21 protein-coding genes are annotated in these 18,682 nt (G+C 69.2%); 15 read left to right on the top strand and 6 right to left on the bottom strand.

Annotated elements, in window-relative coordinates; translation table 11 throughout:
* Positions 1-14 precede the first annotated feature (14 nt).
* Positions 15-230, bottom strand: a complete 216-nt coding sequence (locus HCT51_RS03550) for a three-helix bundle dimerization domain-containing protein (RefSeq protein WP_166870413.1) — start codon at positions 228-230, stop codon at positions 15-17.
* Positions 231-603: 373 nt separating this feature from the next.
* On the opposite strand from HCT51_RS03550, the gene HCT51_RS03545 reads away from it, so the two are divergent.
* The 4 genes from HCT51_RS03545 to HCT51_RS03530 all read left to right on the top strand — a co-directional run bounded on the left by HCT51_RS03545 (position 604) and on the right by HCT51_RS03530 (position 3,110).
* Entirely contained in the window at positions 604-1,284 is a 681-nt protein-coding gene (locus HCT51_RS03545; RefSeq protein ID WP_166870411.1) for a M23 family metallopeptidase, read from the top strand.
* A gap of 45 nt (positions 1,285-1,329) precedes the next feature.
* Positions 1,330-1,806: an NUDIX hydrolase gene (locus HCT51_RS03540; RefSeq protein WP_166870409.1), complete on the top strand. Its 477-nt coding sequence runs from the start codon at positions 1,330-1,332 to the stop codon at positions 1,804-1,806.
* Between the two features lie 34 nt (positions 1,807-1,840).
* Positions 1,841-2,764, top strand: a complete 924-nt coding sequence (locus tag HCT51_RS03535; RefSeq protein ID WP_166870407.1) for a S1C family serine protease — start codon at positions 1,841-1,843, stop codon at positions 2,762-2,764.
* Positions 2,765-2,837: 73 nt separating this feature from the next.
* A complete protein-coding gene (locus HCT51_RS03530) occupies positions 2,838-3,110 on the top strand; it encodes a hypothetical protein (RefSeq protein WP_166870405.1) in 273 nt (90 codons plus the stop codon).
* Between the two features lie 45 nt (positions 3,111-3,155).
* On the opposite strand, the gene HCT51_RS03525 is transcribed toward HCT51_RS03530, so the two are convergent.
* Together HCT51_RS03525 and HCT51_RS03520 are read right to left on the bottom strand one after the other, a co-directional pair.
* Positions 3,156-3,566: a VOC family protein gene (locus HCT51_RS03525; protein ID WP_166870402.1), complete on the bottom strand. Its 411-nt coding sequence runs from the start codon at positions 3,564-3,566 to the stop codon at positions 3,156-3,158.
* Positions 3,567-3,576: 10 nt separating this feature from the next.
* Positions 3,577-4,032, bottom strand: coding sequence for a helix-turn-helix transcriptional regulator (locus HCT51_RS03520; RefSeq protein ID WP_166870401.1), 456 nt, complete (start codon positions 4,030-4,032; stop codon positions 3,577-3,579).
* A gap of 35 nt (positions 4,033-4,067) precedes the next feature.
* On the opposite strand from HCT51_RS03520, the gene HCT51_RS03515 reads away from it, so the two are divergent.
* From HCT51_RS03515 to aroD, 3 genes are all read left to right on the top strand, one after another.
* Positions 4,068-4,814, top strand: a complete 747-nt coding sequence (locus HCT51_RS03515) for an ABC transporter permease (RefSeq protein WP_166870398.1) — start codon at positions 4,068-4,070, stop codon at positions 4,812-4,814.
* Between the two features lie 34 nt (positions 4,815-4,848).
* Positions 4,849-5,475, top strand: a complete 627-nt coding sequence (locus HCT51_RS03510; protein ID WP_166870396.1) for a LysE family transporter — start codon at positions 4,849-4,851, stop codon at positions 5,473-5,475.
* Between the two features lie 87 nt (positions 5,476-5,562).
* The gene (aroD, locus tag HCT51_RS03505) at positions 5,563-6,339 is read left to right on the top strand and encodes a type I 3-dehydroquinate dehydratase (protein WP_166870394.1); all 777 of its coding nucleotides are present in this window, start codon (positions 5,563-5,565) and stop codon (positions 6,337-6,339) included.
* Positions 6,340-6,355: 16 nt separating this feature from the next.
* Here the strand turns inward: aroD and HCT51_RS03500 are convergent, their stop codons facing one another.
* Positions 6,356-6,760 (bottom strand): thioredoxin family protein, encoded by a 405-nt coding sequence (locus tag HCT51_RS03500; protein WP_166870392.1) that lies wholly within the window; start codon positions 6,758-6,760, stop codon positions 6,356-6,358.
* A 53-nt stretch (positions 6,761-6,813) separates the two neighbouring features.
* Here HCT51_RS03500 and HCT51_RS03495 point away from each other — a divergent pair, with 53 nt between their 5' ends.
* Complete coding sequence (locus tag HCT51_RS03495; RefSeq protein WP_166870390.1) at positions 6,814-8,013, top strand: glycerate kinase; 1,200 nt, start codon at positions 6,814-6,816, stop codon at positions 8,011-8,013.
* Between the two features lie 226 nt (positions 8,014-8,239).
* Here HCT51_RS03495 and HCT51_RS03490 read toward each other — a convergent pair whose 3' ends face one another.
* Entirely contained in the window at positions 8,240-9,673 is a 1,434-nt protein-coding gene (locus HCT51_RS03490; RefSeq protein WP_166870388.1) for a helix-turn-helix transcriptional regulator, read from the bottom strand.
* Positions 9,674-9,838: 165 nt separating this feature from the next.
* On the opposite strand from HCT51_RS03490, the gene HCT51_RS03485 reads away from it, so the two are divergent.
* From HCT51_RS03485 to HCT51_RS03455, 7 genes are all read left to right on the top strand, one after another.
* On the top strand, positions 9,839-11,674 hold the full coding sequence (locus HCT51_RS03485) for a phosphoenolpyruvate carboxykinase (GTP) (protein WP_166870386.1): 1,836 nt from the start codon (positions 9,839-9,841) through the stop codon (positions 11,672-11,674).
* A 93-nt stretch (positions 11,675-11,767) separates the two neighbouring features.
* Positions 11,768-12,319, top strand: coding sequence for an RNA polymerase sigma factor (locus tag HCT51_RS03480; RefSeq protein ID WP_166870384.1), 552 nt, complete (start codon positions 11,768-11,770; stop codon positions 12,317-12,319).
* Complete coding sequence (locus HCT51_RS03475; protein WP_166870382.1) at positions 12,309-13,085, top strand: hypothetical protein; 777 nt, start codon at positions 12,309-12,311, stop codon at positions 13,083-13,085. The genes HCT51_RS03480 and HCT51_RS03475 overlap by 11 nt, the downstream gene beginning before the upstream one ends.
* A gap of 65 nt (positions 13,086-13,150) precedes the next feature.
* A complete protein-coding gene (locus HCT51_RS18905) occupies positions 13,151-15,139 on the top strand; it encodes a TPM domain-containing protein (protein ID WP_166870380.1) in 1,989 nt (662 codons plus the stop codon).
* A gap of 41 nt (positions 15,140-15,180) precedes the next feature.
* Complete coding sequence (locus HCT51_RS03465; protein ID WP_166870378.1) at positions 15,181-15,921, top strand: PspA/IM30 family protein; 741 nt, start codon at positions 15,181-15,183, stop codon at positions 15,919-15,921.
* 10 nt (positions 15,922-15,931) lie between these two features.
* Positions 15,932-16,990 carry a DUF418 domain-containing protein gene (locus tag HCT51_RS03460; protein WP_166870376.1) on the top strand — a complete coding sequence of 353 codons (1,059 nt, stop codon included), beginning with the start codon at positions 15,932-15,934 and terminating at the stop codon, positions 16,988-16,990.
* A gap of 126 nt (positions 16,991-17,116) precedes the next feature.
* A complete protein-coding gene (locus HCT51_RS03455; protein WP_224760645.1) occupies positions 17,117-17,941 on the top strand; it encodes an arginase family protein in 825 nt (274 codons plus the stop codon).
* A 43-nt stretch (positions 17,942-17,984) separates the two neighbouring features.
* Here the strand turns inward: HCT51_RS03455 and merB are convergent, their stop codons facing one another.
* Positions 17,985-18,653 carry an organomercurial lyase gene (merB, locus tag HCT51_RS03450; protein ID WP_166870374.1) on the bottom strand — a complete coding sequence of 223 codons (669 nt, stop codon included), beginning with the start codon at positions 18,651-18,653 and terminating at the stop codon, positions 17,985-17,987.
* Positions 18,654-18,682: the final 29 nt, after the last annotated feature.

The raw sequence follows: 18,682 nt of genomic DNA, 5'->3' as shown, positions 1-18,682 counted from the left end.
GCCTGAGCTGATCGTCAGCTCTTCTTGGCCGCCTTCTTCAGCTTCAGCCGTTTCCGGGCGGCGCGCTCGGTCAGGATCTCCAGGTAGTCACGCACCGGCCGGCCGGCGAGGAGGCCGAACTCTTCGTTCACCACCGCCTCGAGCTCTTCGCGGGGGACCTGCGGGTACTTCTGCTCGAGCGTCTCAATGACGTGTCGGATGGTTTCGGCGTCATCTACTTCTTTGGCCACAAGTCGAGTGTGCGGCGCGGTCGGGTCCGGGTCAAGTTGAGCCCGCGGCTCCAGCCGTGTCGCGCACCCGGGATTCGCGTACTCAGGTTTCACGGAGGGTCTTAACGCAGACTTGTTGTGCTGATCGTGACCCGAACGTGACCTTCACCGCCCGCGTGTTTCTCGATCCCCCCTTCGCACTGAGACCCCCGGTGTGTCAGCCGTGCCCGACGTTGTGCGGCATCCAGTAAGTAAGCGCGTGCCTTGGTGCGCGTCCCATTACCCGGAGAATAGTTTTTTGCCCCGCCATCTTCACCCGCACCCTGCCCGTCCGAACTCCGTTCGCCCGCACGCCGTTCACCCGCACCCCACCCGCCTGTCCGGCTTTCTGCACGTGAGCCGTACCACTCTGGCCGTCACCGCCACGCTCTTTGCCGGTGGCCTGACCGCCATCAGTTCGGTGCCCGCCGCCGCGGCGCCAGCCGACTTCCAGCCGGTGTCTGCCGTGCAGCCGACCACGCTGTCCGCTCAGATGCCGCTGCAGTCGTTGGACATGCCCGCAACCGCGCTCGACCCGGCGGTCGCGCGTGACGGGTTCGGTGTCACGGTGCTTCCGCCGCCGCCACCGCCCGTCGTCGAGGCGCCGGCCGCGCCCTCAGCCGCAGTCGGCTGGCCGCTTGCCTCCGGCACCACGATGACCGCAGACTTCGGCCCCCGTCCCGCGCCCTGCGCCGGATGCTCCAGCAATCACCTCGGTATCGACTGGACCCCGGGCGCCGGCACCCCGATCTCCGCGGTCGCGGCCGGCGTCGTCACCGAGGCGACGAGTGCCGGCGCGTTCGGCGTGCACGTGAAGATCGAGCACACCATCGGCGGCACCACATACACCAGCCTGTACGCACACATGCAGGCGGGCTCGATGGCCGTCTCGGTGGGCGACAGCGTCGGCATGGGCGAGCAGATCGGCAAGGTCGGCAGCACCGGCGCCAGCACCGGCGCCCACCTGCACCTCGAGATCCACGACGCCGGCGGCACGCCGATCGACCCCTACTCCTGGCTGACTGCCCGCATCTAGGTTCGCCTCCTTGCCGCACCCCACCGCGGGTGCTTGAGTAAGACGGTGGTTGTGCACAGCGCGGGCATCCTGCTCTACCAGATCGACGACCATGCGGCGATGCGGGTGTGGATCGCGCACATGGGCGGACCGTTCTGGGCCAGGAAGGACGAGCACGCCTGGTCGATCCCCAAGGGCGAATACGACCCCGACGAGGAGCCTCTGACCGCGGCACTGCGGGAGTTCGAGGAAGAGATCGGTTCGGCCGCCCCCGCCGTGCAGTACGCGGCACTGGGCAACTTCCGGCAGCCGTCGGGCAAGATCATCGCGGTGTTCGCGGCCGAGACAGACTTTCAGCCGGACCGCGTCGTGAGCAACACCTTCTCGGTGGAATGGCCCAGGGGCTCAGGGGTGGTGCGGAACTACCCCGAGATCGATGACGCCCGCTGGGTCGCCGAGCCGGAGGCCCGGGTCAAGCTCGTGCGCGGACAGCTGCCCATCCTTGACGCGCTGGCACGCGTCATCCGCTCGACCGGACAGTAGGCATAAAGCCGCCGGCTTGCTCGTTATACCGAGCATGGCCGATGAAGACCCCCTGGACGCCTACTCGCGAGCCGTGATCAAGGTAGCCGACGCCGTGCTGCCGAGTGTGGCGAGCGTGCGCGTGCGCACCGCGCGAGGTCAGGGCGCGGGCAGCGCCAGCGTGATCACCGACGACGGCTACCTGCTGACGAGCGCCCACGTGGTGGCCGGTGCCGCCAGTGTTGACGCGGCGTTCGCCGACGGCACCGAAGTCGCCGCCGACGTGACCGGCAGGGATCCGCTCTCCGATCTGGCGGTGCTGAAGGCGCGCGGACCCGTGCCGGCGCCCGTGACGTTCGGCGATGCGGCCGGTCTTCGGGTGGGGCAACTCGTCGTGGCGGTCGGCAACGCGCTGGGCCTCGCCGGCAGTGTGACCGCCGGCATCGTGTCGGGCCTCGGCCGGTCGTTGCCGACGCCGTCCGGCCGGGTGATCGACGAGGTGATCCAGACCGACGCGGCGTTGAACCCGGGCAACAGCGGCGGAGCGCTCGCGACCAGCGCCGGCCTGATGGTCGGCGTCAACACGGCACTGGCCGGTGTCGGGCTGGGGCTCGCGGTGCCGATCAACAGCACCACGCGCGAGATCATCACCGCGCTGATGACTCAGGGCAGGGTGCGCCGCGCTTGGCTCGGCATCGCCAGCATGCAGGTGCCGCTCTCGCCAGAACTCGCCGCCCGGGTGGGCTCCCCCACGGGCCTCGAGGTGGCTCAGGTGGTGGCTGGCAGCCCCGCCGAGGAGGCGGGGTTGCACCGCGGTGACATCATCGTGCAACTCGACGGCACACTGGTGGTGACGACGACCGCCGTTCAGAAGCTGATGGTCGAAGATGCCATCAGCAGGCGAATCGAGATCACGGTCTGGCGAAACGGTGCCCTGGTCGACGTCATCGCACTGCCGCGCGAGCTGCAGGACGCCTGACTCTTGGCAGTTCGGCCCTGACGTCGTACGCTATCCCTGTTCGAACATATGTTCGAAGAATGAAGCAGGGATCATGCAGCAGACACACGAAGCGGTCGCCCTCTGGACCGACGCCGGGGTACCGGTGCGCCTGGTCTGGGAGGGACGCCGGTTCAGGGTCACCGACTCCCCCACCAGCCTCGGCGATAGCGTCGAAACCTGGTGGCATCCGGCCCTGACCCACCCGTTGGACCCCGGGATCGGCTGGCGGTTCCAGGCCTCGGACGACAGCGGCGAAACGCACATGTTCGAGGTGCGCTACGACGAGCGCCGGGGCGGCTGGGCGCTGCTGCGGGTCTACGACTGAGCGGTCAAGGCTGAGCGAACAGGACCGAGCGGTCAGGCTGAGCGATCAGGCCGCGGGCGCCTGGGCGATGCGGACGGTGTTGCCCGACGGGTCGCGGAACGCGCAGTCGCGCGGTCCCCACGGCTGGTCGATGGGCTCCTGGAGCACCTCGGCGCCCGATGCGCGCAGCGTCTCGAAGGTCGCGTCGACGTCGTCGGAGCGGAACACCATCATCGGCAGCACCCCCTTGGTGAGCAACTCTTGCAGCGCGTCACCGTCGGCCTGCGAGCGACCGGCGTGAGGCTCGGAGAGCACGATGTCCAGTCCCGGCTGCGCGTCACTGCCGAGCGTGACCCAGCGATATCCGTTTGATGACACGTCGTTGTGCACCTGGAGGCCGAGCGCTCCGCTGTAGAAGGCGATCGACTCGTCGACGTCATTGACGGTGATGTTGCAGTACTGCAGTGCGATTGTCATGATCGCGACTCTATGCCGCGACCGCGCCGCTCGCTTCTCCGATCCTGCTCGCATTTTCGGTCCTTGGCGCGTTCCGCACCGGGCGGGTGTGCGCCCGCGCGACACAGTCGGGCATCGCCTTGACCGCGTGGTGACCATGGCGCCGGTAGACGCTGGGCGACTCCCCAACGATCTCGGTGAACCGCGAGCTGAACGAGCCGAGCGAGGTGCAGCCGACCGCCATGCACGCGTCCGTGACGCTCACCCCAGCCCGCAGCAACGCCATCGCACGCTCAATCCGGCGAGTCATCAGATAGCTGTACGGCGTCTCCCCGTATGCGGCGCGAAACTTTCGCGAGAAATGCGCGGGCGACATCAGCGCCCTGCGCGCCATGGTCGGGACGTCGAGCGGTTTCGCGTACTCCCGGTCGATCAGATCCCGGGCACGTCGCAACTGAGCGAGGCCCTCCAGCTCCTGCGGGGTCATATTCCCGACGGTAGCAGCATGGTTAGAGTCAAGGAATGGACTGGACCGCCGTCGCGCTGCCGACGCTCATCGGCATCGGCGTGCTGGTCGCCATCACCGCGGCAACGCTCAAGGTCTACGGCATCCCGCGCTGGTATTCGCCCGCCATGGCGGTGGTGCGGGCGGCCGCCCAGCTCGCGATTCTCAGCCTGATCCTGTCCGCCGTGATCGGAGACATCCGCTGGGTGTGGGTGGCGCTCGTCGTGATGATGGTGGCCGCCATCCTCACCGCGTCCAGGCGCCTGCACGGGGATCGACGGATGCTGCTGGCCATCACCGTCTCGATGCTGCTGGGCGCGAGCGTGACGCTGGCCACCGTCTTCCTCAGCGGCGCGATTGCGCTCACGCCGCAGAACCTGTTGGCGACCGGCGGCATCGTCGTGGGCAACTCGATGACCATCACCACACTCACCGGTCGCCGCTACCGCTCGTCGCTGGTAGAGCGGCGTGACGAGGTGGAGGGCTGGCTCGCGCTCGGCGCGACACCGCGGCAATCCACCTTCGATCTTGCCCGCAGTGCCGTGCGGGAAGCACTGATCCCGTCGGTCGACCAGACTCGAACCACCGGGTTGGTGGTGCTGCCCGGCGCGTTCGTCGGCGCGGTGTTCGCCGGGGCGTCGCCGCTTGAGGCCGGCCGGTTCCAGCTGGTGGTGCTCGCCAGCATCCTGGCCGCCGGCGCCATCATCGCCGTCAGCCTGGCCGAGACGCTCAGCCGCGCGAAGACCGTGCCGACCGCCGTGTAACACCCGCGGCCACGTGCTCGGCCAGACTGGGTGCATGACACCAGGGGTGGCGATCGTGGCCGGGCTGCTTGCCGGGCTCGGCGTCGCGATGCCACTGGGCGCCATCGCCGTGCTGATCCTGCAGCAGGGAGTCACCGGCGGCTTTCGCCCGGCGGCCGCGGCCGCCTCGGCTGTCGCCGCGGTGGACACCGCATACTGCGTGGTGGCGCTGATGATCGGCGCTGTGGCCGGCCCCTGGATCCGCTCAATCGGTGCGGCGCCTGGCGTGGTCGCGGGCGCCTGTCTCGTGGCCCTCGGTGTGGTCGGGCTGGTTCGGCTGCGAGCATCCCGCGCCGACGGGGTACCTGCGGTGTCGCGACATCCGGGAACCGTGTTCGTCACCTTCCTCGCCCTGACCGCGGTGAATCCCGCCACGGTGCTCTATTTTGGCGCGCTCAGCGCGGCCGTGCAGTTGAGCGCCACAACCGCGCTCGGGCAGGTGATGTTCGTGGTCGGCGTCGGCCTGGCCTCGCTGGCCTGGCAGCTGGCGTTGGCCGCCGCCGGCTCGTTCCTCGGCGGGCGGATCACGCCGCGAGCGCGCATCGTGCTCAGCGCGGTGGGCTACTCGGTAGTGGTGCTGCTCGGCGTCACCGCCGCCGGTGTCGCACTGCTCGCGCGATAGAGTTCCGTGGACACAGTGCCTGGGAAACAGCGCCTGGGAAACGGTGCCGTGGACACCGAGGCACGTGAGCACAGGGCAAGGAGCAGGATGACGCGCAGCACGGTCACCGCGGTCACCGTCGGTACGGTAACCATCGGCGAGGGAATGCCAAAGATCCTGGTTCCGATTGTCGGGGCGACCCCCGACGCGCTGCGCGCGGAGGTCGACGCCCTGACCGGCCACCAGGTGGACATCGTGGAGTGGCGCGTCGATCACTTCAGCACGATCGACGACCTGGGCAGCGTCGTGGAGACGGCCGCGCAGCTGTCCGCGCAACTCGGCGCGACACCGCTGTTGGTCACCTGCCGCACCTCGGCCGAGGGCGGGGCGGCCGTCATCTCCGATGAGCAGTACGGGGCACTCAACCTCGCGGTGATCGAATCGGGTCACGCCCCGCTGGTCGACGTGGAGTACCAGCGTGACCGCGACATCGTCGCCAGCCTGATCACGGCCGCGCACGAGCGCGGCGTTGTGGTGATCACCTCGAACCACGACTTCGAGCGCACCCCGCCGAAGGATGAGATTGTGGCGAGGCTCCGCCAGATGCAGGAGCTGGGTGCCGACATCTGCAAGATTGCGGTGATGCCGCGCAGCAGCGCCGACGTGCTGACCCTGCTCGACGCCACCCGCGAGATGCACGAGCAGTACGCAACGCGGCCGCTCATCACCATGTCGATGGGCGCGCTCGGCCTGATCTCTCGCCTGGCCGGCCAGACCTTCGGCTCGGCGGCGACGTTCGGCATGGTCGGCACGGCATCCGCGCCCGGTCAGGTCGATGCCGACGAGCTACACGCGACGCTCGCGATGATCGCTCGCGCCCAGTAGCCGCCGACGGCTCGGGTTACTGCTGAGGGGTGCCCTCGGCAGCGCTCTCGGATGCGCTCTCGGCCTGCTGGCGCGCGATGTCGGCGTGCACCTTCTCCATGTCAAGCGCCTTGACCGAGTCGACCAGCTGCTCGAACTGCGGGCCGTTCAGGGCGCCCGGCTGGGAGAACACCAGCACGTTCTCGCGGAAGGCCATCAGCGTCGGAATCGAGCGGATGCCGGCGGCCGCGGCCAGCTGCTGCTCCTTCTCGGTGTCGATCTTGCCGAACACCACGTCCGGGTGCTTTTCGGAGGTCGATCCGTACACGGGTGCGAATGCCCGACACGGGCCGCACCAGTCGGCCCAGAAGTCAAGGAAGACGATGTCGTTCTGAGAAATGGTGTCGTTGAGGTTCTGTTCGGTGACTTCGATCGTTGCCATAGAGAGCTTCAACGCGCGACAGCCGCCCGTTATTCCGCCCATACACTGTCGCCATGCCCACAGATGCCATGCCGCTGCGCGTTGTCATCGCCCCGGACTCGTTCAAGGGATCCCTGAGCGCCACCGACGCGGCGGCCGCGATCGCCGAGGGCTGGCTCAGCGAACGACCGCAGGACACCCTCACGCGCATCCCGCTCGCCGACGGCGGAGAAGGCACTCTCGACGCCATCGCCGCAGCGGTTCCGGCTGCCATCTGGCGCTCGGCCGGCGCCGTCACCGGCCCGGACGGCCGCCCCACCGAGGGTCGCTGGCTCGAGCTGCCCGGCCGGGTGGCCGTGGTGGAACTCGCGCAGTGCTCCGGACTTCCGCTGATGCCGAAACTCGACCCGCTCGGCGCCAGCACCGTTGGCCTCGGCGAGGTCATCCAGGCAGCCCTCGACGCGGGCGCGCAGTCGCTGATCGTCGGGCTCGGCGGCTCCGCGTCGACCGACGGCGGAGCGGGTGCGCTCGAGGCGTTGGGACTGCGAGTGACGGATGCCGCGGACCAACCAGTCGCCCGCGGCGGCGGCGCCCTGGCCTCCGCGCACGCCATCGACCGATCGACGCTGCGACCGCCACCACCGGGCGGAGTCACGCTGCTCAGCGACGTCACAGCGCCACTGCTCGGCCCGACCGGGGCAACCGCGGTGTTCGGTCCCCAGAAGGGCGCATCCGCCGCCGAGGTGCGGATACTGGAGGCCGCACTCAGCCGCTGGGCGGAGCTGCTCGGCGAAGATCCGGGCGTTCCCGGCTCGGGTGCCGCGGGCGGCACCGGTTACGGCTTCCTCGCCGCCTGGCGGGCGGTCATCCGGCCCGGAGCGCAGCACATCGCCCGGCTGAGCGGCCTGCCCGACGCCCTGGAGCGCGCCGACATGCTGATCACCGGCGAGGGCTCGTTCGACGCGACGTCCTTCACCGGAAAGGCGGTGGGCGAGGCGTTGACCCTCGCCGACCGGCTGGGCGTCGCCACCGGCGTGATCGCCGGCCGCGTGATTGGCGACCGCGTGAGCGCCGGCCAATTCAGCGCCGGCCGCGTGATCGGAGCGGATGCCGGTGACGATGCCGCCGGCTGGCAAGGCTGGGCCCTGTCGCTCAGCGACACCGCAGGGTCACCGGATGCCGCGATGGCCGACCCGGTGCGCTGGCTGAGGACCACGGCATCCGTCGCCGCGCGAGATCACGCGCACCCCGCGCCTCGCCCACTGGCTCAGTAGGCGAGCGCCGTCTCATAACCCCGCTGGCTGAGGCACGGTGCGAGCTTGCGAGCCCCGCGGTCTCGACGCCAGCGAACCACAGCGCGGCAGCCCGCGAACGCTCGGCAGGAAATAGCGAGCTCGGGAGGACGATTTCGGCGGAAAACGGCCTTCCGAGCGACCGATCCCCGCCCGAGCCGTCGGGCTCGCTCCTCAATCAAGGGAAGATCAGCGCAAACCCCGGCCGTTAGGCGCTGGCGGAGTGCGCGTCTAGGAACTGGTACAGCTCCTGGTCATCGACGCCAGGGAACGTGCCGGACGGCAGCGGCGACAGGATGTGCGCGTGCAGCTTGGCGCTCGACCACGCCTTGCCGTGCCAGCGTTCGGTGAGTTCGGCCGACGGCCTGCGGCAGCAGCTCACGTCGGGGCACTGCGACTGCATCCGGTTGGTGGTCTCGCGGCCGCGGAACCACTTCGCGTCGTTGAACGGCACACCGACGGTGATTGAGAACTCCTCCGCGTTGGTGGTGCCGGTCTGGGTGGATTCCCAGAACGTGCCCTCCGGCGTATCGGTGTACTGGTAGAACTCGGTGGTGCGGTTGGTGCGGGAGAACGCCATCCGGGCGCTCCAGTACCGGCAAACCAGCTGACCCTCGACCGACCCTGTCACGTCGACCGGAAGCCGCATCCCGTCGTTCTCGTAGGCCTTGTACACGGCACCGTCGTCACCGACCCGCAGGAAGTGCACGGTCATGTCCAGGTGTTCGGTGGCGAGGTTGGTGAACCGCAGTGCGGCGGCCTCGTGGGTGACGCCGAACGCGTCCCGGAAGTCCTCGACCGCAATGTTGCGGTCGGCCTTCGCGGCGTGTAGGAAGTCGACGGACTGCTGCAGCGGCATCAGGCAGGCCGCGGCGAAGTAGTTGATCTCCAGGCGTTGGCGCAAGAACTCCGCGTAGCTCGACGGCTCGGAGTGCTTCAGCAGCCGGTGCGCGATCGCCTGCAACGCCATCGAGCGCAGGCCGTGCCCGCCGGGGATCGAGGCCGGCGGCAGGTAGATGCGGCCGTTCTCCAGGTCGGTCACCGAGCGCGCCGAGTGCGGCAGGTCGTTCACGTGCACCAGTTCGAAGCCGAGGTCCTGCGCCATCCGGCTCACCGAACGGTGCGTCAACGCGCCGGTGGTGTGCCCCACCCGTTTCAGGACATCCTGCGCCAGCTGCTCGATCTCGGGCAGGTAGTTGTTGCGCTTGCGCATGCCCAGTCGCAGGTCGGTATTGGCCCGGCGGGCCTCCTCTGGCGTGGCGATCGCCTCCTTGGCGCGGCGCGCCAGTTCGCGGTGCATGCCGACCAGCGCCGCAAGCGTCTCGTCGGACATCGTCCGCCCCGGCCGCAACTGGGGCAGCCCGAGCGCCCCGTACACGGCTCCGCGCTGGGCACGCTCCAGTTCGATCTCCAGCCCGGCGCGGGCGTTCGGCGGCGCACTGTTGAGCAGATCGGCGACCTCGACGCCGAGGGTTGTCGCGATACTGCCGAGCAGGGTGATGCGCGGCTCGCGCTTTCCGTTCTCCATCAAGGAGAGCTGACTGCCGGCCATGCCGACCGCAGCTCCCAGCTGGTCGAGGGTGAGGCCCGCCTCATTGCGGTAATGCCGGATGCGCTGCCCGAGGGTCACAAGATCGTTCACAAGTTCACCATAGCGAAACTTTGCGGGTTCTTTCACCCTGAATCGGCGGTAGGAACGCCCGATGAGGGTGCAGTCTGAAAACACAACAGGTTTTTGCCAACCTGTGACTGGCTGATGTGGGTCCTCGGATCCGGGTCAACCGCAGCAACGGAAGGGAAAACCAGCATGTCGACACCACTCCTGACCCGGGACACCGTCACCCCGGATGACGCAGACCTGCGCGTTGTTCAGTGGGTCGAGCAGATCGCTGAGCTCACCCAGCCGGACGCCATCGAGTGGGTGGACGGCTCGACCGCAGAGACCGATCGCCTCACCCGGCTGATGGTGGAGACCGGCACCCTGACGCGCCTGAACCCGGAGCACCGTCCGTACAGCTTCTTGGCGCGCAGCGACCCGAGCGATGTGGCTCGCGTCGAATCCCGTACCTTCATCTGCTCCGAACGCGAAGAGGATGCCGGCCCCACCAACAACTGGGTCGCCCCCGACGAGATGCGCGCCACCCTGCAGCCGCTGTTCGATGGCGCCATGCGCGGTCGCACTATGTACGTCATCCCGTTCTCGATGGGACCGATCGGCTCCCCGCTCGCGAAGCTCGGCGTGCAGATCACCGACTCCCCCTACGTGGTGGTCAGCATGGGCATCATGACCCGGATGGGCACAGTGGCCCTGCGCCAGATCACCGAGGACACCGAGTGGGTTCCCGCGGTGCACACGGTCGGCGCACCGCTGCTCGCCGGCGAAACGGATGTTCCGTGGCCGTGCAGCGACACCAAGTACATCTCCCACTTCCCCGAGACCCGCGAGATTTGGTCGCACGGTTCCGCATACGGCGGCAACGCGCTGCTGGCCAAGAAATCGTTCGCGCTGCGCATCGCATCGGTGATCGCCCGCGACGAGGGCTGGCTGGCCGAGCACATGCTGCTGCTCAAGATGACCTCCCCGCGCGGTCGCGTGTTCCACCTGGCGGCGGCGTTCCCGAGCGCCTGCGGCAAGACCAACCTCGCCATGTTGAAGCCCACGATCCCCGGCTGGAAGGTCGAGACGATCGGCGATGACATCGCCTGGCTGCGTCCCGGCCCCGACGGCCGACTGCGCGCTATCAACCCCGAGGCGGGCTTCTTCGGCGTGGCCCCCGGTACCGGCGTGTCCACGAACGCCACGGCAATCGAAACACTCTGGGGCAACACGATTTTCACGAACGTCGCCCTGCGTGAGGACGGCGACGTGTGGTGGGAGGGTCTGACCGACAAGGCACCCGATCGCCTCACCGACTGGCAGGGCAACCCGTGGAGCCCTGACTCTGGAACCACTGCGGCTCACCCCAACTCGAGATTCACGGTCGCTGCCCGGCAGTGCCCGATCATCTCGGATGACTGGGAAGACCCGCAGGGCGTCGTCATCGACGCAATAATCTTCGGCGGTCGCCGTGCGACCAACGCGCCCTTGGTGGTAGAGGCGCGCGACTGGGAGCATGGTGTCTTTATGGGCGCCACGGTCTCTTCTGAGCAGACGGCGGCCGCCGAAGGCACTGTCGGGGAGTTGCGTCGCGACCCGTTCGCGATGCTCCCCTTCTGCGGCTACAACATGGCAGACCACTGGTCGCACTGGCTCGACATCGGCCAGGAACTGCGCCGTGGCGGCCGGGTGCCGCGCATCTTCCAGGTGAACTGGTTCCGCAAGGGCGAGGACGGCAAGTTCCTGTGGCCCGGTTTCGGCGAGAACTCCCGCGTGCTGGAGTGGATCCTGGAGCGGGTCGACGGCCGGGTTCCCGCCGCAGACAGCCCGATCGGCTGGCTGCCCGCCGAGGACGGCCTCAACCTGGACGGGCTGGAACTGAAGGATGGCGCGCTGCAGCAGCTGTTCGACGTGAACGCCGACTCCTGGCTCGCCGAGACCGACGACACCCAGAAGTTCTTCGACCAGTTCGACGGTCGCGTGCCGGCCGCCGTGCAGAAGCAACTGGACGTGCTGCGCGGCCGGCTGACTGCCAGCAAGCAGTAGTCCACCGGTGGCCAGCATCCCGGCCCGCGGAACCCAACCTTTTCGCTTGCTCGTGCGTCTATAAAGGTAGACACAAGAGGAAGAGGGCTCCGTTTGGCCGAGGATGCTGGCTCGCCCGCATGGGAGAGTGTGGTCACCAAGCTGGTGACCGAGCGCGGCGACGCCCTCACCCGGTACGCGTACCTGATCTCGGGCAGCCCGGATGACGCGGCCGACCTGGTGCAGGATGCCCTCGTCAAGACGTTCAGCCGGGTGCGCAACGGGTTCTCCGTCGCCAGCGCCGAGGCGTACGTGCGCCGCGCCATCCTGAACACCTTTCTCGACGGCGGCAGGCGCCGCACCCGCTGGCGCAAGGTGGCGCATCTGGTGCTGGTCAGCGACGTCGCGGAATCCCGGGCCACGGCCACCGAGGCCCAGATCGACATGCGCGCCGAACTGATGAAGTTGAGCCCGCGGGAACGCGCGTGCATCGTGCTGCGCTACTACGAAGACCTCAAGGTCGACGACATCGCCGAGTGGCTCGACATCAGCCCCGGCACGGTCAAGCGCTACCTCAGCGACGGTCTCGCCCGCATGGCCGTGGCGATGCAGTCCCACCGGGCGACCGCGACCGACATCGAGGCAGGAGAGAACCGTGCCTACTGACCGTCACCCCGGCGCAAACCCCCACGAGGCGGAGCTGCGTGCATCGCTGCAGCGCAGTGCCGCACACACGCCGCTGCCCGGCATCGACTCCGCCGCGGTGATTCGCCGCAGCCGCGGCCGCCGCACCCCCAAGCTGGTGGCAGCCGGCGGCATCTTCTCGCTGGCCGTGCTCGGCATCGGCGTCGCGAGTGTGACCGGGCTGCAGAATCTCGGCTCACCCTTCTCGGGCACGGCCGGATCCTCGCAGGAATCCGCCACCGACAGCGGGCTTGCCGCGCCGGATGCCGCCACCGTTCCGGTGCCGGCGGATCGCCTGAACCCGTGCGGCGGCAGCCTCGCCCCGCCGAGCACCGACGCCGACATCACGCTCACCGTGCAGTTCCCGACCGAGGCGGCCATCGCCGCCGGCAGCATCAGCGGCCAGGTCACCCTGACCAACACCGGCAGCGATCGGTTGGTCGCCTCGAGCGCCGCGGTGGCGCCGGTCACGCTGTCGCAGGACGGCACGGTGCTGTGGCACACCAACGGCCCGATGATCCTGTCGCTGGCCACCATCGACCTGGCGCCCGGCGAGTCATTCAGCTGGCAGGCGAGCGTGCTGCCCGCCCACTGCACCGATGAGGCAACCCTGGAAACGACCGCCCCGGAGAGCCTGCCGCCGGTGGACCCCGGGCTGTACCAGGTGTCCGCGGCGGTGGATCTGAGCCTTCCCAACGGCACCGTGCGCCAGCTTTCGGGCACCCCGGCAGACATCACGCTGCGCTGACCGGTCACCATTCGGACATGCCGCCTCGCTAGAATCCGAGCAGGACGCCAGCGAGGGAGTGACGGATGCGGTCGTGGCCAAGGGTTTTCACGGTCCTCGCGTCGCTTGCGCTCGTTTTCGCTTTCCCCGTTGCCGCCTCGGCGACCGACCCCGTGGATCTGAACGGCGCGTACATCGGTGATGAGGCGGGCGTGCTCGGCACCGGAGCGGACGACGCCCAGGCCGCGATCGACCGGCTGATGGCTGACACCGACCTCGGCCTGTTCGTGGTGTTCGTCGACGAGTTCACCAACCCCAGCGACCGCGTTGACTGGGCGCTGCAAACGGCCGAGCTGAACCAGCTCGGCGACAACGACCTGCTGCTCGCGGTGGCGGTGACCGACCGGGTCTACCAGGTCGACCAGTCCAGCGAGTTCCCGCTCAGCGACAGCCAACTGGCCCAGATCGAGAACGAAGACCTGCTGCCTGCCCTCTCGGCCAGCGATTGGTCTGGCGCCGTGGTCGCCTACGCCGACGGTCTGCGCGAGGCGCGGCAGGGCCCGGGATTCCCCTGGCTGCTCGTCGGCGGCATCGCGGTGGTGCTGATCGGTCTGTTCCTCTTCACCCGCATCCGACAAAATCGCAGCAAGCGCGCGAAGTTGGAGAAGGCAGCGGCCAGCCAGAAGGAGCTCGACCAGCGGGCGGGCGGCCTGCTGGTGGAACTGGATGACGCGCTGATGACCAGCCAGCAGGAGCTCGGCTTTGCCGTGGCGCAGTTCGGAAACGAGGCGACCGAACCGTTCCGGGTCGCGGTGGCCAGCGCCAAGCAGAAGGTGGCGGAGGCGTTCACGCTGCGTCAGAAACTCGACGACGCCGATGAGGACACCGCAGAGGAACGTCGCGCCTGGACCGAGCAGATCATTGCGCTCTGCGAGTCTGCCGACGCCGAGCTCGATGCGCAGGCCGACGCCTTCGACGAACTGCGTGAGCTGGAGAAGAACGCCGCCACCGTGATCGGCGAGGTCGACGCCGCCCGCGCGGCGCTCGAGCAGCGGCTGGAGCAGGCCAGCCAGTCGCTCGATACCCTCCGGCAGCGCTACTCCCCCGCAGCGCTGTCGCCGGTCAGCGACAACATCGAGCAGGCGACGAACCTGCTGGCATTCGCCTCCGGCGCGCTCACCGAAGCGCGCGGTTCGATCGCGTCAGGCGCGACCGGGGAGGCCGCCGTCGACGTGCGCTCGGCGCAGGCGAGCACAGACCAGGTGAAACAGCTTGTCGACGCGATCAGCAGCCACAGCGCCAATCTGGCCGCCGCGTCCACCGCACTGGATGCCGCGGTCGCCGACCTGCGCGGCGACGTCGCGCAGGCCACAGCCCTGCAGCCGAGCCCCGGTGTCGACAGCGGAGCTCTGGCCGGCACGATCGCGGCGGCCGAGGCCGCCATCGCCGCCGCCGAGAGCGCCGACCCTGTCACATCGCTGGCGCGGCTCGAGCAGGCGCACGCGGCGCTCGATGGCCAGCTGACCGCGGTACGCGACCGTCAGTCCCAACTGGACCGTGCCCGCAGCGCGTTGGACGGCACGCTCACCGCCGCGCGGTCCGAGCTCTCGGCGGCGAACGACTTCATCGCCACCCGCCGCGGCAGCATCGGCTCCGAGGCCAGGACCCGGGTCTCGGAGGCCGAACGCTACCTGCGGCAGTCCGTCGAGGTGGCAACCGTCGATCCGGTCAGCGCCCTGGCCGCGGCACAACGCGCTCATTCGCTGGCCAGTGACGCCCTGCGGGTGGCCCAGGCCGACGCCAACTCCTACATGCAGCAGCCCGGCTACGGCGGGATGGGCGGTGGAATGGGCAGCGGAATGGGCGGAGCCGTCGGCAGGGACATCACCGGCGCCATCCTCGGCGGGATCATCGGCGGAATGCTCGGCGGTGGCGGGCGCTCCTCCGGCGGGTTCGGCGGGTTCGGCGGATTCGGCGGCGGTTCCCGCGGCGGAGGGTTCGGCGGCGGATTCGGCGGCGGAGGGCGCAGCTTCGGCGGCTCATCCCGCGGCGGCGGGCGCGGCGGACGGTTCTAGTCTTCACAACCGACGTACACAATCGATCAGAAAGGCACACCATGGCAAAGCAGTCGATCCTCGGACGGATCTCCCAGTTGGTTCGCGCCAACATCAATTCGCTCATCGACCAGGCGGAAGATCCGCAGCTGATGCTCGACCAGCTCGTGCGCGACTTCACGAACAGCATCGCCGAAGCCGAAAGCGCGGTCGCACAGACCATCGGCAACCTGCGTCTGCTCGAGCAGGACCACCGCGAAGACGTCGAGGCGGCCGCCGACTGGGGTCGCAAGGCGCTGGCCGCCAGCGCCAAGGCCGACGAGCTGCGCAGCGCTGGCAACACAACGGATGCGGACAAGTTCGACAACCTGGCCAAGGTGGCGCTCAGCAAGCAGATGTCGTCTGAGGCGGAGGCGAGGGATGCCGAGCCCACCATCGCCTCGCAGACCCAGGTGGTCGACCAGCTGAAGCGCGGTCTCGAGACGATGCGCGGCAAGCTGGAGGAGCTGCGCTCCAAGCGTGACCAGTTGGTGGCCAGGTCGAAGACCGCTGCCGCCCAGTCGCAGGTGATGGATGCGGTGAAGAGCATCGACGTGCTCGACCCCACCAGTGAGATCGGCCGGTTCGAGGAGAAGATCCGCCGCGAGGAGGCCAAGGTGCTCGGCGCCCAGGAGTTGGCGGCATCCAGTCTCGATGCCCAGTTCAACAGCCTCGAGGACTACGGCAAGCAGACCGAGATCGAAGCCCGCCTGGCCGCCCTCAAATCCGGACGCGCCCCGGGCGCCATCACGTCGGGGCAGTGATCCCCACCACGTGACTCTCACCAATGGGGGGCGGCGCAGAGCCGCCGCTCCCCATCGCACTACAGGCCGGATCGCCGCGATTGATATCGCGCGCGGGCTGGCCATCATCGGCATGTTCCTGGCCCACACGGTGCCGAACCCCGGCGACGCCGAACTGCTGGTCGACGGCCGCTCCTCGATCCTGTTCGCGACCCTCGCCGGAGTGTCGCTGGGGTTGATCACCGGGGGCGCCACCCCGGCCGGCCCCGACCGGCGCGGCGCGTTGCGGATGAGCGTGCTGATCCGCGGACTGCTGCTCGCCATGCTCGGGCTGCTGCTCTGGACCCTCGAGCACGGCATCGCGATCATCCTCGACTACTACGGCGTGATGTTCCTCTGCCTCATCCCGCTGCTGTTCGCGTCGCGGACGGTGCTCGCCGCGGTAGGGATCGCCCTGCTCGCGGTCGCCCCGTGGCTGGCCGGTGTGGCCAATCAGCTGGTGCCGCCGGGACGGGCGGTGTTCGGCCTCGACTGGTTTCTCACCGGGTACTACCCCGCCCTGGTGTGGCTGCCGCTGCTGATCGGGGGACTGATCGCGGCCCGCAGCGATCTCACCAAGCGGAAGACCCAGGTCGTGATGACGCTGGCCGGGATCACCGGCATGGTCGCCGGGTACGGCGCCGCCCGGGTGATCCCCGGAGTCGGTGCCGAGGCGCACTCCAGCACCCTCGCCGAGATCCTCGGCTCCGGCGGTTTCGCCTTCACCGTGATCGGCCTGCTGCTGCTGGCGACCGCGCCGCAGAACGCCGCGCTCGGCCGGGGCATCCGCGGCATCCTCTGGCCGATCGGCGCCGCCGGCGCCATGCCACTGACCCTGTACACCGCGCAGATCCTCGGGATCACGGCGGCGTTCGCCCTCACCCAGAACGACGACCTGGATGCGGTGATCGACGACCTGGGCTGGACCCTGCCGGTGATCCTCATCGCCGGCGCCCTACTGTTCGCGAGCCTCTGGCGCGCCACGCTCGGCGCCGGCCCACTCGAACGGGTGATGCGGCTGGCGAGCGCCCCGCCGCGTTCGAACCAGTGACAGCGACACTCACCGGCATCGCCACCGCATGGGCGGTGCTCAGGGTGGACGAATTGCGCACACTGATCTGGCGGCTCGCCCACCGTGCGGTTGCGGCACCGGCCAGCAGACCGGGACACTGAGACCGTGAGCTCGTTCGTCGTTGTGCCGCAGTGGCAAGGTTCCGCGTCATCCCGTGCCATGCGGTTGGTGGACGGGGCGCACGCCCTGGGTGCCGACCTGCCTGCCTCCCGCACCCATGCGGTTGCGGTGCCGCTCGAGGCGGGCGACGGCGTGGGGTCCGGCGTGCTGCGCTGCAGCAGCCTGATGGCAGTGCGCGACCGCCAGCGGGTTGCCCTGCGCGACGCGGATGACGGCAGCGCCGTCATCACGATCGGTGGCGACTGCGGCGTGGAACTGGCCGCGGTGGAGCACAGCCTGCTGCAGCATCCGGATGTCGCCGTCGTCTGGTTCGACGCGCATCCCGACCTGAACACGCCGGAGTCTTCGCCGAGCGGCGCGTTCGGCGGCATGGTGTTGCGCACCCTGCTCGGGGAGGGGGCGCCGCAGCTGATCCCGGAGAACGCGCTGTCCCCGTCGCGAGTGGTGCTGGCCGGCACCCGCGACTTCGACAGCGAGGAACAGCGGTACGTCACGGAAGCCGGCATCCCGGTCGTCACACCGGCGGATGTCGGCGCGGATGCCGTGATCGCCGCCGTGGAGGCGACGGGGGCGACATCCGTCTATCTGCACATCGACCTCGACGTGCTCGACCCCGGCGAGCTGGAGGGCCTCACCTCTCCGCTGCCGTTCGGCGTGACCACGAGCGTGCTGCTCGAGACGGTGCGCGGGGTGCGGTCGCGATTCCCCGTGGTCGGTGCCGGGATCGCCGCGTTCGCGCCGGCCTCCCCGGAGGCGGCAGCCGACGACATGCCCACCTTGCTGCGGCTGATCGGCGCGCTCACCCGCTGACCGGGGCGCCGGCCGGGTGCGCCCGACAGGTGAGTCTCCCGCGTCAGTCCTCGAGCCCCCAGAACGCGCCGTGCAGTCCCACCGAGCGCAGGTACTCCTGCGCGTCGGCAGGGTCGCGCCGCTGGTAGCCGCGGTCGAGCCGCCCGGCGTACCAGCTGCTGGCCAGCTGCCACAGCGTCTGCAGCGACATCAGGTAGCCGCGCTCGTTGCCGGATGCCGCCACCCAGTCGTCGACGCACTGCTCGTCGCAGAAGATCCGCTGGTTGCGGCAGCTGTGCAGCACGTCGTCCCAGATTCGCGCGGCCGGCACCAGGAAGTGCGCCACCTGCGAGCCGTGCGGCGGCTCATCCTTGTGCACCACGAACGCGTGCGGGGTGACGCAGGCGGGACAGGTGGTGGCCACCAGGCTCGGTGACGCCCCGGGAATCAGGTGCGGCATCGCGAAGGAATCCCACGCGCATCCGCCCCACCACAGCGTCTCGTCGCTCGCCACCGAGAAACCCAGGTTGCGGGTGCTGAACGGATGCGCCAGCACGATCTCGCCCGCTTCATCGAGGGCGAGGTGACGATCGACGGCGAGCACCCGGTACTGCGCGCGCACCTCGGCCTCGGTCAGCTCGAACCGGTCCGCTAGTTCGGCCACGTCCGGCTCGTGGCCGGTTCGGGCGAACGTGCGGTAGATCGCCAGGCGCACATCCTCGGTTCGGTTCATGGCTCCATGATGAACCTTGCCGGGGGCGG

The organism is Salinibacterium sp. ZJ450 (assembly GCF_011751885.2).
Lineage (GTDB): Bacteria > Actinomycetota > Actinomycetes > Actinomycetales > Microbacteriaceae > Ruicaihuangia.
This window is presented reverse-complemented; position numbering and strand designations above follow the sequence as displayed.

What these genes read in the sequence shown, in the direction of transcription:
- HCT51_RS03500 (WP_166870392.1), bottom strand. Translation starts at nt 6,760, where the DNA reads ATGGCAACGATCGAAGTCACCGAACAGAACCTCAACGACACCATTTCT.
- HCT51_RS03495 (WP_166870390.1), top strand. Translation starts at nt 6,814, where the DNA reads ATGCCCACAGATGCCATGCCGCTGCGCGTTGTCATCGCCCCGGACTCG.
- HCT51_RS03485 (WP_166870386.1), top strand. Translation starts at nt 9,839, where the DNA reads ATGTCGACACCACTCCTGACCCGGGACACCGTCACCCCGGATGACGCA.
- HCT51_RS03515 (WP_166870398.1), top strand. Translation starts at nt 4,068, where the DNA reads ATGGACTGGACCGCCGTCGCGCTGCCGACGCTCATCGGCATCGGCGTG.
- HCT51_RS18905 (WP_166870380.1), top strand. Translation starts at nt 13,151, where the DNA reads ATGCGGTCGTGGCCAAGGGTTTTCACGGTCCTCGCGTCGCTTGCGCTC.
- HCT51_RS03520 (WP_166870401.1), bottom strand. Translation starts at nt 4,032, where the DNA reads ATGACCCCGCAGGAGCTGGAGGGCCTCGCTCAGTTGCGACGTGCCCGG.
- HCT51_RS03510 (WP_166870396.1), top strand. Translation starts at nt 4,849, where the DNA reads ATGACACCAGGGGTGGCGATCGTGGCCGGGCTGCTTGCCGGGCTCGGC.
- HCT51_RS03535 (WP_166870407.1), top strand. Translation starts at nt 1,841, where the DNA reads ATGGCCGATGAAGACCCCCTGGACGCCTACTCGCGAGCCGTGATCAAG.
- HCT51_RS03525 (WP_166870402.1), bottom strand. Translation starts at nt 3,566, where the DNA reads ATGACAATCGCACTGCAGTACTGCAACATCACCGTCAATGACGTCGAC.
- merB (WP_166870374.1), bottom strand. Translation starts at nt 18,653, where the DNA reads ATGAACCGAACCGAGGATGTGCGCCTGGCGATCTACCGCACGTTCGCC.
- HCT51_RS03465 (WP_166870378.1), top strand. Translation starts at nt 15,181, where the DNA reads ATGGCAAAGCAGTCGATCCTCGGACGGATCTCCCAGTTGGTTCGCGCC.
- HCT51_RS03530 (WP_166870405.1), top strand. Translation starts at nt 2,838, where the DNA reads ATGCAGCAGACACACGAAGCGGTCGCCCTCTGGACCGACGCCGGGGTA.
- aroD (WP_166870394.1), top strand. Translation starts at nt 5,563, where the DNA reads ATGACGCGCAGCACGGTCACCGCGGTCACCGTCGGTACGGTAACCATC.